Source organism: Pseudomonas sp. App30 (genome assembly GCF_047947025.1).
GTDB lineage: Bacteria > Pseudomonadota > Gammaproteobacteria > Pseudomonadales > Pseudomonadaceae > Aquipseudomonas.
Window position 1 is genome coordinate 6627060 of sequence record NZ_CP133165.1, and the last position, 13155, is coordinate 6640214.

Here is a 13155-nt window from a genome sequence, read left to right on the forward strand (position 1 = left end):
GACAATCAAAAGTGATCGACATGCCCGACAAAAACGTTGAACTGCTTGCAGCCTACTGGACCCTGGCCGGTGATACCTACCCCGGCGCGCCCAGCGAGATCAGCCCGTTTTCCCTGCAGGCGCGTGCCGAAGCGGCGGCCAAGGCCGGCTGGCGCGGCATGGGCCTGGTGCACGCGGACCTTGTGCACAACGTCGCCAAGCTGGGCATCTCCACCGTGCGCAACATTCTCAAGGACAACGGCATCAAGCACGTGGAGGTCGAGTTCCTGACCGACTGGCACCTGGAAGGTGACGTGCTGGCGGCCTCCCACGTGATTCGCGACGAGCTGCTGGAAATAGCCGGCGAGCTGGGCGCGCGCAGCCTGAAAGTGGCCGGCGGGCTGTTCGAGGAAGGCCCACCCGACGTGGCGCGCATGCGTGATGCCTTCGCCATCCTCTGTGATGCCGCGGCGCCTTACGGCACCAACGTGGTGATCGAGTTCCTGCCGTTCTCCAGCGTCAACACCATCGACCGCGCCATCGCCGTCACCGAAGGCGTGCGCCCCAACGGCGGCCTGCTGGTGGACACCTGGCACGTGGCCCGTGGCGGCATGAGCTTCGACGAAATCAGCAAGATCCCGCTGGAGCTGATCAAGTCCATCGAGCTGGACGACGCCAACCATGCGGTGGTCGAGTCGTTCTTCCACGACTCCACCCACCACCGCAAGCTGTGTGGGGAAGGGCAGTTGGACGTGCCCGAGTTCATCCAGCAAGTGGTCAACGTCGGCTACCGCGGCCCGTGGGGCGTGGAGCTGATCAGCGCCGAGCTGCGCAAGCTGCCCCTGGAAGTCGCGGCCAAGCGGGCCTTCGACACCACCATGGCGCAGTTTGAAAACATCAAGTTCTGAAAAAAATGTGGGAGCTGGCTTGCCAGCGAGCTTTTCAGCCGTTCAACAGCTCGCTGGCAAGCCAGCTCCCACACATACAAACAACAGCGTATTCAGGAGAAACAACATGGTAGGTATCGCAGTGCTGGGCGCAGGCCGTATCGGCAAGATCCACGCCGCCAACGTGGCCGCGAGCAAACTGGCCAGACTGGTGGTGGTGGCCGATCCCTTCGCCGAGGCCGCCTCGCGCCTGGCCGATGAGCTGGGCGCCGAAGCCATGACCGATTGCGAGGCGGCCATCGACCGCGCCGACGTCGACGCCATCGTCATCGGCACGCCCACCCACACCCACATCAACCTGATGCTGCGCGCCGTGCGCCAGGGCAAGGCGGTGCTGTGCGAAAAACCCATCGACCTGGACATGGCCAAGAGCCTGGCCGCGGTGGAAGAAGTGGAGCGCCTGAACGGCCGCGTGATGCTGGCCTTCAACCGCCGCTTCGAGAGCACCTTCGCCGAAATGCGCGCTGCCATCGACGCCGGCGACATCGGCGAAGTGCGCCAAGTAGTCATCACCAGTCGCGACCCTGGCCTGGCCCCCGAAGACTACATCCAGCATTCGGGTGGCATCTTCCGCGACATGACCATTCACGACCTGGACATCGGCCGCTGGCTGCTGGGCGAGGAGCCGGTGGAAATCAACGCCATCGGCAGCCGCCTGATCGACCCGGCGATGATGGCAAAGTACGACGACTACGACACCGCCATGGTGCAGATGCAAACCGCCTCGGGCAAGCAGTGCCACATCAACAACTGCCGCAACGCGGTGTACGGCTACGACCAGCGCATCGAGGTGTTCGGCGCCAAGGGCATGCTGCAAATGGACAACCTGCGGCCCACCACCATCCGCCGCTGGAGCCAGGACGTTACCGACGCCCGCGAGCCGCTGCTGAACTTCTTCCTGGAACGCTACCAGCAGGCCTACAAGGCGGAACTCGAAGCCTACATCGACGCCCTGGTGCACAAGAAGCCGCTGCCCACCACTGTGCAGGATGGCCTGAAAGCCCTGAAACTGGCCGACGCCTGCGTGGAATCGGTGGCCAGCGGCCGCACCATCAAGCTTTGAGTCGCGGATACAAGGAGTATGACCATGACCTATCAACGTGAGCGCGGCACCCCCATTGGCGTCGCTTGCCTGGGCATCACCCACCCGCACACCTCGGGCCGCGTCAAGGCGTTCAAGCGCCTGGCCAACGTGCAGTTCCACGGCGCCTACGACGACACGCCGCTGCTGCAGCCGTTCTGCGACGCCCTGGACGTGCAGCCGCGCAGCAAGGAAGAAATCCTCGCCGACCCCAACGTGCACATCGTGCTGGTGCACCCCAAGAGCTACCTGATGGCCGACTGGGCCATCGAGGCCCTGGAAGCCGGCAAGGCGGTGCTGTGCGAAAAACCCGCCGGCCGCGGCACCCAGGACACCCAGCGTATCGTCGAAGCCGTCGAACGCACCGGCGGCCTGTTCCAGGTGGGCTACTGCTGGCGCTACGCGCCGTCGGTGGAAAAGATGCAGCAGGTGCTGCAGAGCGGCGAGATCGGCAAGGTGCTGCAGGTGCGCGCCCACGCCGGCTGCTCCCACGACGAAGCCGACACCAACCACATGAAGCAGCCGGGCGACCGTGGCGGCGCGTTCTACGTGATCGGCTGCCACACCATTGACCGCATCCTGCTGCACTTCGGCAAGCCGAAATCGGTGAACGCACGCATCACCAAGTTCGCCGGGCAGATGAGCGATTCGGCCCGCGAAGATGCCGTGGGCGCGGTGCTCAACTATGACGACAAGCTGGTGACCATCGACTTCATGTCCTGGGACCCGATGCCCTGGACCGAAAGCTGGGACATCACCGCCTACGGCACCCACGGCGTGATGCATTCCACGCCCATGCCGGCCTCGTACAAGCTGTACCACGACGGCAAGAACGGCCACCAGCAGGGCTGGACCCACTGGAACGAAAACAGCTTCCCGGAGATCTGGGCGGTGCGCAAGACCGTCTATTCGCCGGAAATCGCCGAGATCGGCAACCCGGTGTATTTCGACCGCGAAGCCGCGGCCTTCATGCACTCGGTGTATACCGGCGCGCCATCCAACGTGCCGGCCACCCAGGCCCATGACATCAACGTGATCCTCGAGGCACTGTTCGAGTCCGCTGATGCCAACGGCCAGGAAGTCGCCCTGGCGCTGTAACACCACCCGCAGTCCCGGTACGCGAAGTGCCCGCTCGGCCCGATTGATTTCGAGCCGACTGGGGCTCTGCATGCCCGAGAAAACCACAACAACAAAGTCGAGGACGCCATGCATACATTCATCAAGGCCGCTGCTGTCGTGATACTGGGGGTGGCACTGGCCGCCTGCAACAAACAGGAAACCAACACCAAGGGCACCATCGGCATCGCCATGCCGTCGAAAACCGAGGCGCGCTGGGTGTCGGACGGTGCCAACATCGTCGACTCGCTCAAGCAGCTGGGCTACGACACCGACCTGCAATACGCCCAGTACGAGGCGCCCACGCAGCTGTCGCAAATCGAAAACATGATGGTCAAGGGCATCAAGGGCCTGATCGTCGCGCCCATCGACGGCACCACCATGGCCGACGTGCTCAAGCAGGCGAAGGAGAAGGGCATCAAGGTCATCAGCTATGACCGGTTGATCCGCAATTCCAAGGACTTCGACTACTACGTGACCTTCGACAACTACCGCACCGGTGTGCTGCAGGGCCAGTCCATCGTCGATGCGCTGCACCTGAAGGAAGGCAAGGGCCCGTTCAACCTGGAAATTTTCGCCGGCTCCACCGACGACAACAATGCCCACGTGGTGTACGCCGGCGTGATGTCGCAGCTCAAACCTTACATCGACAGCGGCAAACTGGTGATTCGCAGCGGCCAGCAGGCCATCGACAAAGTGGCCACGCCGAACTGGGACGGGGCCCTGGCCCAGGCGCGCATGGACAACCTGCTCAGCGCCTTCTACAGCACCGCGCACCTGGACGCCGTGCTGGCCATGAACGACCAGATCGCCAACGGCGTGGTGTCCTCGCTGCGCGGCGTGGGCTACGGCAGCGGCAAGGCAGCGATGCCGATCGTCACCGGCCAGGACGCCGAAGTGGGCAGCGTCAAGTCGATCATCCGCGGCGACCAGACCTCCACCGTCTTCAAGGACACCCGCGCGCTGGCCGGGGCTGCCGCGCAGATGATGGACGCCGAGCTCAGCGGCAAGGCGGTCAGCGTCAATGACACCACCTCCTATGACAACGGCTCCATGGTAGTGCCCACCCAGCTGCTGACGCCGCAACTGGTGAACGGCGGCAACTGGCAGAAAGTGCTGGTGGACGACACCAAGTTCTACACCCAGGCGCAGCTGCAATGATTCTGCAGATGCGCGACATCCGCAAAAGCTTCGGCGCGGTGAAGGCGCTGAGCGGTGTCAACCTCAAGGTGGGCGCGGGCGAGATCCACGCCATCTGCGGCGAGAACGGTGCCGGCAAATCGACGCTGATGAAGATCCTCAGCGGCGTCTACCCCCACGGCAGCTTCGACGGTGAAATCATTTTCGACGGTGCACCGCGCACCTTCCAGCGCCTGCGTGACAGCGAGGCGCTGGGCATCTGCATCATCCACCAGGAACTGGCGCTGGTACCGATGCTGTCGATCACCGAAAACCTGTTCCTGGGCAACGAGATCGCCCACCACGGCGTGATCGACTGGGACGCGGCGCACCTCAAGGCCCGCGACCTGCTGGCGCGGGTGGGCCTGGACGCACTGCCGCAGACCCTGGTGGGCAACCTGGGCATCGGCCAGCAGCAAATGGTGGAAATTGCCAAGGCGCTGGCCAAGGACGTGCGCCTGTTGATCCTCGACGAGCCCACCGCCAGCCTCAACGAGAAAGACAGCGACACCCTGCTGCGGCTGATGCTGGAGCTGAAGGGGCGCGGCATCACCTCGATCATCATCTCGCACAAGCTCAACGAGATAGGCCGGGTGGCCGATGAGATCACGGTGATCCGCGATGGCAGCACCGTCGACGTCATCGACTGCCGCGCCGACGGCATCGACGAGGGCAGGGTGGTGCGCAGCATGGTCGGCCGCGAGCTGTCCGACCGCTACCCCACGCGCGTGCCGGCCCTTGGCGAGACGCTGTTCGAGGTGCGCGATTGGTCGGTGGGCGACCCCCAGCGGCCCGAGCGCGACCGCGTGCGCAACATCAACTTCCACGTGCGCCGCGGCGAAGTGGTGGGCATCGCCGGCTTGATGGGCGCCGGCCGCACCGAGTTCGCCATGAGCGTGTTCGGCCGTTCCTACGGTGTCAACGTGCGTGGCACGGCGCGTCTGGAGGGCCGCGAGGTGGACCTGGGCACTGTGCGCAAGGCCATCGACCAGGGCCTGGCTTACGCCACCGAAGACCGCAAGGGCGCCGGCCTGGTGCTGGGCGACAGCATCACCCACAACACCTCCATGGCCAACCTGGCCGCCGTGTCGCGGCGCTGGGTGATGAACGAACTGGGCGAGACGGCGGTGGCCGACGGCTTTCGCGCGCGGTTGCGTATTCGCAGCCCGGACGTGACCCAGTCGGTGGAAAAGCTCTCGGGCGGCAACCAGCAGAAAGTGGTACTGGGCAAGTGGCTGTTCTCCGACCCCAAGGTGCTGATCCTCGACGAGCCCACCCGCGGCATCGACGTGGGCGCCAAGTACGAGATCTACGGTGTGGTCAACCAGGTGGTCAGCGAAGGGCGCGCGGTGGTGATGATCTCTTCGGAGATGCCTGAACTGCTGGGCACCTGCGACCGCATCTATGTGATGAACGAAGGGCGTTTCGTGGGCGAGTTCCTCGCCGCCGACGCCTCGCAGGAAAAAATCATGCACGCAATCATGAAAAACGAGGTGATCCAATGAGCGAAGCCAGCCTGCCTCTCTCTTCCAAACCCGGCCCCCTGACCTCGTTCAAGCGCGGCGCGCGCGAATATGGCCTGCTGGTATCGCTGATTGTCATCATGGTGTTCTTCCAGGTGGCCACCGGCGGTGCGCTGATGCAACCGCTGAACCTCACCAACCTGCTGCTGCAGAACAGCTACATCGTGGTGATGGCGCTGGGCATGCTGATGGTCATCGTCTGCGGCCATATCGACCTGTCGGTCGGTTCGGTGGTGGGCGTGGTCGGCTCCATCGCCGCAGTGCTGATGGTGCAGTACCGCCTCGATTTCTTCACCGTTACCCTGATCTGCCTGCTGGCCGGTGCCTTGATCGGCGCAGCCCAGGGCTATTGGGTGGCGGTGTGGGGCATGCCGTCGTTCATCGTTACCCTGGCGGGCATGCTGATTTTCCGCGGCGCTACCATTGCCATCTCCCAGGGGCAGTCCATCGGCCCGTTCCCGCCGGCGTTCTCGGCCATCAGCTCAGGCTTCGTGCCGGAACTGTTCAGCCATGAACAGCTGCGCATCACCTCGCTGCTGCTGGGCATTGCCGTGGCCGTGGCGTTCTGGGTGATCGAATACCGCAGCCGCCTGCGTACCTTGAAAAGTGGCGGCAACGTGGCGCCGATGCTGGTGTTCGCCCTGAAAAACGGCGTGGTCACCGCGCTGATCGTGTACTTCTGCTACCTGCTGTCCACCTACCGTGGCATCCCCACGGTGCTGGTGATCATGAGCGTGCTGATTGGCCTGTACACCTTCATCATGAACCGCACGGTGATCGGCCGCTGGGTGTACGCGGTGGGCGGCAACCTCAAGGCGGCGCGGCTGTCGGGCATCAACACCGCGCGGGTGACCTTCTTCGCCTTCGTCAACATGGGCGTGCTGGCGGCGGTGGCGGGGCTGATCTTCGTCGCGCGCCTGAACAGCGCCACCCCGCGCGGCGGCACCGGCTTTGAACTGGACGTGATTGCCGCGGTGTTCATCGGCGGCGCCTCGGCCTCCGGTGGCGTGGGCAAGGTGGTGGGCGTGGTGATTGGCGCGTTCATCATGGGCGTGCTGAACAACGGCATGTCGATCATGGGCATCGGTATCGATTACCAGCAGATGATCAAGGGGGCGGTGCTGCTGGCCGCCGTGTTCGTGGATGTTTACCAGAAGAACAAGGGCTGAGGCCATGGATGACAAGACCGTCAAGCATATCGTGATGTGGAACCTGGCGGGGGACACCCCTGAGCGCAACCGCCAGGCCTGCCAGTTCCTCAAGGAGCAGTTCGAAGGGCTGGCGGGGTTGATTCCGGGGCTGCTGAAGATCGAAGTGGGGGTGGACTTCAGTCGTATCGACTACGCCTGCGACGTGGTGCTGTACAGCGAGTTCGCCTCGGCCCAGGCCCTGGCGGCCTACGCCACCCACCCCGAGCACCTGCGGGTAAAACGCGCCCTGGGCGACTGCCGCATTGCCCGGCACCAGGTGGATTACGTGGTGTAAGCGAAAACCCCGTAGCAGCGGCCGCAAGGCCGCGTCCTGGCCATCACGCCTGTGTCTGGTTCAACGCATACGGCCCCTCACGCAACTCACGGCGCAAGTAATCAATACACACCCGCACCTTGGCCGACTGGTCGGTGCGGGCCACGGTTACTGCCCACACATCCGCCGGCTGGCTCCATTTCGACAGCACCCGCATCAGGCGGCCGTCGCTCAGTTGCTGCCGCACGTTCCAGTCCGCCATCATCACGATGCCGTGCCCGGCCAGGCACCAGCGCAACGCCACCTCGCTGTCGTTGGACGCCAGGCTGCCCGTCACGTTGACCGTCTCCCAGCGGTCGGGCCCCTTGAGCTTCCACGTGCCGAACGGCTCGTCGCGGTCGCGGAACACCATGCAGTCGTGGTTGGCGAGGTCTGTGGGCGTACGCGGTCGGCCATGTCGCTCCAGGTAGGCGGGGCTGGCGCACAGGATGCGCGGGGTGCTGGCGATGTGATGGGGGATCAGCCCTGGTTCTTCCACCTCGCCAACGCGGATGTCGATGTCGAAGCCTTCCTCGATCAGATCCACCCGCCGGTCCATCAGTTCCAGCCACACCAGCAACCCCGGGTGGGCCTGCTGCAGCGCGCCGATGAGCGGCGCGATATGCCGCCGGCCCAGGCGTTGGCTGGAACTGACCCGCAGCGCCCCCGTGGGTTCGGCCCGCGCGCCGGCTAGCTGTTCTTCCAGTGCGCGGGCCTGTTCCAGCAGCGCCTGGGCGTACTGGTACACGGTGGTGCCGGCTTCCGAGATTTTCACCTTGCGGGTGGTGCGGTGCAGCAGTTTGACCCCCAACGCCGTCTCCAGCTGCTTGATGCGCTTGCTCACCGACGCCTGGGTGACGCCGCTGGCCTGGGCAGCACCGAGGAAACTGGCGTGGCGCACCACCAGGCAGAACAGCTGCAGGTCGCGCAGGGGGACGTCGTTTAACACCGTGAAGGTCCTTGTCGGCGGGTGAGGGCGGTCATCATAACGCAGCCCACTTGTGGGGAATTGGCGCAGGGGATGGAATTAACACAAAGTCCACAATGGAATAAATTCAACGCATTGATTTGTATGGTTAATGACGAATTTGAGCGCTGTGTAGACGCGCCTGTGGGCAACGTGCAGTGGGCAGATTGGCAGACGGCGATTTGACCACCCGCCAGGCGGGTTTCACCATTCGCCGCACACGACATTGACCCGCTACAAGGACGCACAGATGAAATTCGGATGGTGTGGCACCCTCGACAAAGCCCACGACATGGCCGCCGCTGGCCTGGACTACATCGAGGTGCAACTGGTGCCGTTGAACCTTGAAGATGACGCCGCCTTCGCCGAGGCCAAACAGCGCATCCGCGACCTGCCCTTGCCGGCGCTGGCCTCCAGCTACCTGTTCCCGCGCGACTTCAGGATAGTCGGCCCGCAGCGCGACGAGCCACGCAACCGCCGCTACTTTGAGCGCGTGGTGCAGCTGCTGGCCCTGGCCGGCACGCGCATCGTGGTGCTGGGCAGCGGCTGGACCCGCGACATTCCACCCGGCTGGAGCCGCGCCCAGGCCGAAGACCAGTTCGCCCACACCCTGGGCTGGTGCGCCGACCTGCTGCAAGGCGGCCCTACCACGCTGGTGATAGAGCCGCTGAACCGTAGCGAATCGAACCTCATCAACAGCGTGGGCGAGGGCGTGCAATTGGCGCGGCGCGTGAACCGCAACGAAGTACGCGGCCTGGCCGACTTCTACCACATGGACCAGGAACACGAGCCGTTGGCCGAGGTCGGCGCCTACCCGGGCTGGCTGAGCCACGTGCACCTGGCCGACACTGGCCGCCTCAACCCCGGCACTGGCCAATACGACTACGACAGCTTCTTCCGCCACCTGCAAGCGGGCGGCTACCAGGGCCTGCTGAGCAGTGAATGCGGCCTGCCCGAAGGTGCCGACCCGGTGCAGGCCATGCGCGAAAGCGCCACCTTCCTGCGCCAAAAATGGCAAACAGCCCCACCGCTGGCGCAGCCTTAGGCAGCTGCTACATCTTGTGGGAGCTGGCTTGCCAGCGAGGTGTTGGGGCCATAAAAGCTCGCTGGCAAGCCAGCTCCCACAAGACAGTTGCTGCTACGGGGGCTCGACACAACGCTTAACACTCCTTTGATTGCCACTTACTGGGTGCAGCATTGCCCTGCGCACCGCCTCCGAAGCCTCGGGGATCAGGTTTGACGACCAGCGCCGCGAAACCTGGATCAAGGCCGACGGCCAATGGGCCAGGCACCTGCTGGTGAGCGAAAGCGGCGCGCTGGCGTTGGCGAGGTGAAGGTGTTGTATTGGCAGGATGAGGCGTGGGTGCAGTTGAAGGACATGCCCGCGGTGCTGACCCGCAGCCGCCCGGCGAAGGCGCAGTGGTGGCGGGCGTTCCTGTAGCAGCTGCCGAAGGCTGCGTCCGGCGGCGGGCCTGCTGAACCGAATTGGCCAGGCCGCAGCCTTCGGCAGCTTGTGTCTAGAGAAGGGAATAGAATCTGAGGTGAGAGCGGTGAATGGCAGGTTGTTCGGCAGCAGTGTTGATAAGCACGTGTAGCAGCAGAACCGCCATTCACCTCTCCGCTCTGGCTACAAGCCCGAACAGTTGAACGAGCCGACCTCGAACATCACAAGCATGGGCATCACCAGAGTGCTCTCATCCTTGAGTGTAAGAGGTGTTCCCCATGATTTCCTGGCTCGGTATCGACGTCGCTAAATCCTCCCTCGCAGTTTGGCTTCGCCCCCAAGACATCAGCTTCAATGTCCCCAATAACTCAACAGGTTATGCCCATCTGATCGAAAAGCTGAGCGGTTGCGACGTGCAGAAGGTCCTGCTTGAGGCGACCGGCGGCTACGAGCGGGGGGTGATGGCGGCCCTTCGCCTGGCTGGCTTTACCGTCGTGCGCGTAAACCCCCGCCGTGCCCGGGCGTTTGCCGAGGCGATCGGTAAGCAAGCCAAGACAGACCCCATCGATGCCCAGGTCCTGGCGCAGTTTGCCGAAACTTTGAAGGCGGCCAAACCCCAGCAGGATTCGGCGCCGACCCAGTTTTTACGGGAGCTGGTACAGCAGCGCGAGCGCTTCGTACAGCAACGCGACGACGACAGACGCCGTCTGAAACAGGCCCAGTCCCCCAGGATAATCGAGCTGCTGGAAGGCCATATCGCCTTCCTGAAAGCACAGATCCTGGAGCTGGAAAAGGCCATCGAGCAAACGATGCAGGCACTTGATGCGCCCAAGGTGGCGCAACTGACGTCAGTCAAAGGTCTCGGCACGATCACCGCGGCCAGCCTGATGGCTTACCTGCCAGAACTGGGCGAGTTGGACCGGCACCAGATAGCGGGGCTGGCGGGCCTGGCCCCCTATAACAACGACAGTGGCAACTTCCAGGGCAAGCGCAAGATCTGCGGCGGGCGCAGTGCGGTGCGGCGAGTGCTGTACATGTCGTGCTGGACGGTCATCCGCTACGACGCCTCGTTCAAGGCGCGTTACGAGGGGCTGCGCGATAAAGGCAAGAGTGCAAAAGTGGCGCTGGTAGCGTGCATGCGCGTGCTGCTGGTCCGGCTTAACGCCATGCTGCGCGACGGCACAGCATGGCGGACGTCATTAACTGGGCAAGACAGTGGCTAGGCGAATCTGTAGCAGCGGCCGCAGGCCGCGTCCTGGAGCAACGCAGGACCGCCGCCGGACGCAGCCTTCGGCAGCTGCTACGCGAATGCGGATACCCCATAGACCGCGTCGCCTGCATCGCGGCCAAGGCCGGCTCCTACCACGAATAGTGTAGGAGCCGACTTTAGTCGCGATGCAGACGACGCCATTTCAAGACAGTTGCTGCTACGGGTGGGTATCCATCACCGCGGCGCCAAACCGTCGAACAGCATCTGCGTCATCTGCCGCACCCGCGCCTGGTGCGCGGTGAAGTCCGGTGGGTCTTCCTGCACAAGGCGCATGAACTGCATCGAGCTGTAGTCGTTGAGGAAGTACGCCACGAAGTCCACGTCGATGGCCTGGTTCAACAACTGGCGCGCCTGCAGGTCGCGCAGCAGCCGCGCTATCTCTTCCACCAGCCGCGCGTTGAGCGGCAGCACGGTCGCAGGCTTGGGCCCCACCAGCCCCAGCGGCAGCAGCTCGCGCCAGATGCTGGGCGGCAGCACCTGCAGTTCGTGCTGCACAATCAGCGCTTCGAGGTGGCACATGGCGTCCACGGCGTTATCGAACGCCGGCATCGACAGCTGGGCATCGGTGACGGCGCGCAGGTCGGCCTGTTCCACCACCGCCAGCAGAATGTCCTGCTTGCTGCCGAAGTAGTTGAACACCGTGGGGATCGACACCCCGGTGCGCTCGGCTATCTGCTCGACCGTGGTGGCGGCGAAACCCTGGTCGTCGAACAAGGCCAGCGCCGCTTCCAGGATGGCCTCCCGGCGCTGCTGTTTCTGCCTTTCCCGCAATCCGCTCATGCCGTCTCCCGCACCCCGAAGGTTTAAGTGCTTGATTCTAATCGAAGGATTAGTCGAGGCAAATGTTTTATTTGACTAAAACGTTTTATCGCAATAAAACTATTCTCATCACGACAGAGGGAAGCGTTCATGAGCACCGATTTTCACCAGGCCTTGCGCAGCGCCTACGCTGCCACCGACGCCGAGCCGCACCCGGCGTTGATGCAGGGCTTCCCGCCGCAGCCAGCGGCGCGCGTCACCTGGCACAACTTCATGCAGCCGCCGTACAACCGCTGGGCGTTCCTGAACCTGGGCCGTATTCGCCCCAGCATCAGCGTTCCCCGTGGCCAGGCGCCGGCGCAGCCGCTGCCTCAGGGCGAACCACGGCTTGAAAACTTTCAGTTTCACAGCGCCTCGGGGGCCAGCGTGGGCCTGCACGAGCACCTGTTGGCCAGTTGCACTGACGGCTGGCTGGTGATGAAAGCGGGGGCGGTGGTGCAGGAGCGCTATTTCAACGGCCACGCGCCGATGAAGCGGCACATCATGTTCTCGGTGACCAAGTCGCTGATCGGCCTGCTGGCTCAGGACCTGGTGCGCCAGGGCGTGCTGGTGGAGCAGGCGCTGGCCACCGCCTACGTGCCGGAGCTGGCCGGCAGCGCCTTCGGCGACGCCACGGTGCGGCAGCTGCTGGACATGGCGGTGGCCATCGATTACGACGAGGTCTACGACGACCCGCGCTCGGGCAGCTCGCAGTTCGGCTACGCCTGCGGCCTGACGCTGCCGCCCGCCGACGTGCAGGCAGCTTACCAATCGCTGTACGAATACCTGCCCGCCACCCGCAAGAAGGGCGAGCACGGCGGCTTCTTCCACTATGTCACCGCCACCACCGAGGCCCTGGCCTGGGTGATGGAGCGCGCCAGCGGCGTCAGCTGCGCCCAGCAGTTGAGCAAGGTGTGGCAGGGCCTGGGCTGTGACCGCGACGGCTTCTTCATCGCCGACCCCTGGGGCCGCAACGTCGCCGGCGCCGGCTTCAACGCCACCCTGCGCGACATGGCCCGCTTCGGTGCCATGCTACTGGCCGGCGGCCAGGGCCTGCTGCCGCGGCAGGTGATCGACAACGTGCTGGCCGGCGGCGACCCGGCGGTGTACGCCGCCAACCCGGCGTTCGCCCAGTGGAGCCCCGGTGCCACCTACCGCAGCCAGTGGTACGTGTACCCCGGCGAGGCGCTGCTGGCGGTGGGCATTCATGGCCAGTACCTTTACGTGGATTTCAGCCGCCAGGTGGTCATCGTCAAGCAGTCCTCGCTGCCGGTGGCCGAGAGCGTGCTGGACGTCGACACCCTGCGCCTGATCCGGGCGCTGGCAACCGCGCTGTAACCCTGACCTT

At 64.4% G+C, this 13155-nt stretch carries 12 protein-coding genes; 10 read left to right on the forward strand and 2 right to left on the reverse strand.

The features are described 5' to 3' along the window. Positions 1–20 precede the first annotated feature (20 nt). From RAM80_RS30540 to RAM80_RS30570, 7 genes are all read left to right on the forward strand, one after another. Positions 21–887 (forward strand): sugar phosphate isomerase/epimerase family protein, encoded by an 867-nt coding sequence (locus tag RAM80_RS30540; protein ID WP_416424095.1) that lies wholly within the window; start codon positions 21–23, stop codon positions 885–887. Between the two features lie 106 nt (positions 888–993). After that, positions 994–1989: an inositol 2-dehydrogenase gene (gene iolG / locus RAM80_RS30545; RefSeq protein WP_416424096.1), complete on the forward strand. Its 996-nt coding sequence runs from the start codon at positions 994–996 to the stop codon at positions 1987–1989. 24 nt (positions 1990–2013) lie between these two features. Next, positions 2014–3105, forward strand: a complete 1092-nt coding sequence (locus tag RAM80_RS30550) for a Gfo/Idh/MocA family protein (protein ID WP_416424097.1) — start codon at positions 2014–2016, stop codon at positions 3103–3105. Between the two features lie 108 nt (positions 3106–3213). Beyond that, a complete protein-coding gene (chvE, locus tag RAM80_RS30555) occupies positions 3214–4284 on the forward strand; it encodes a multiple monosaccharide ABC transporter substrate-binding protein (RefSeq protein WP_416424098.1) in 1071 nt (356 codons plus the stop codon). Then, the gene (mmsA, locus tag RAM80_RS30560; protein WP_416424099.1) at positions 4281–5807 is read left to right on the forward strand and encodes a multiple monosaccharide ABC transporter ATP-binding protein; all 1527 of its coding nucleotides are present in this window, start codon (positions 4281–4283) and stop codon (positions 5805–5807) included. Before chvE ends, mmsA begins: the two co-directional genes overlap by 4 nt. Then, positions 5804–6994, forward strand: a complete 1191-nt coding sequence (gene mmsB / locus RAM80_RS30565) for a multiple monosaccharide ABC transporter permease (protein WP_416424100.1) — start codon at positions 5804–5806, stop codon at positions 6992–6994. Before mmsA ends, mmsB begins: the two co-directional genes overlap by 4 nt. Positions 6995–6998: 4 nt before the next feature. Beyond that, positions 6999–7310, forward strand: a complete 312-nt coding sequence (locus RAM80_RS30570; RefSeq protein ID WP_416424101.1) for a Dabb family protein — start codon at positions 6999–7001, stop codon at positions 7308–7310. Between the two features lie 43 nt (positions 7311–7353). On the opposite strand, the gene RAM80_RS30575 is transcribed toward RAM80_RS30570, so the two are convergent. Continuing rightward, positions 7354–8277: a LysR family transcriptional regulator gene (locus RAM80_RS30575; RefSeq protein ID WP_416424102.1), complete on the reverse strand. Its 924-nt coding sequence runs from the start codon at positions 8275–8277 to the stop codon at positions 7354–7356. A 268-nt stretch (positions 8278–8545) separates the two neighbouring features. On the opposite strand from RAM80_RS30575, the gene RAM80_RS30580 reads away from it, so the two are divergent. Further along, positions 8546–9340 (forward strand): sugar phosphate isomerase/epimerase family protein, encoded by a 795-nt coding sequence (locus RAM80_RS30580; RefSeq protein WP_416424103.1) that lies wholly within the window; start codon positions 8546–8548, stop codon positions 9338–9340. Positions 9341–10017: 677 nt separating this feature from the next. Beyond that, on the forward strand, positions 10018–10962 hold the full coding sequence (locus RAM80_RS30585; protein WP_416423801.1) for an IS110 family transposase: 945 nt from the start codon (positions 10018–10020) through the stop codon (positions 10960–10962). Between the two features lie 221 nt (positions 10963–11183). Here RAM80_RS30585 and RAM80_RS30590 read toward each other — a convergent pair whose 3' ends face one another. Beyond that, positions 11184–11789, reverse strand: a complete 606-nt coding sequence (locus RAM80_RS30590) for a TetR/AcrR family transcriptional regulator (protein ID WP_416424104.1) — start codon at positions 11787–11789, stop codon at positions 11184–11186. A gap of 129 nt (positions 11790–11918) precedes the next feature. Between RAM80_RS30590 and RAM80_RS30595 the strand changes: the two genes are divergently transcribed. After that, positions 11919–13145 carry a serine hydrolase domain-containing protein gene (locus RAM80_RS30595; protein ID WP_416424105.1) on the forward strand — a complete coding sequence of 409 codons (1227 nt, stop codon included), beginning with the start codon at positions 11919–11921 and terminating at the stop codon, positions 13143–13145. Positions 13146–13155 lie beyond the last annotated feature (10 nt).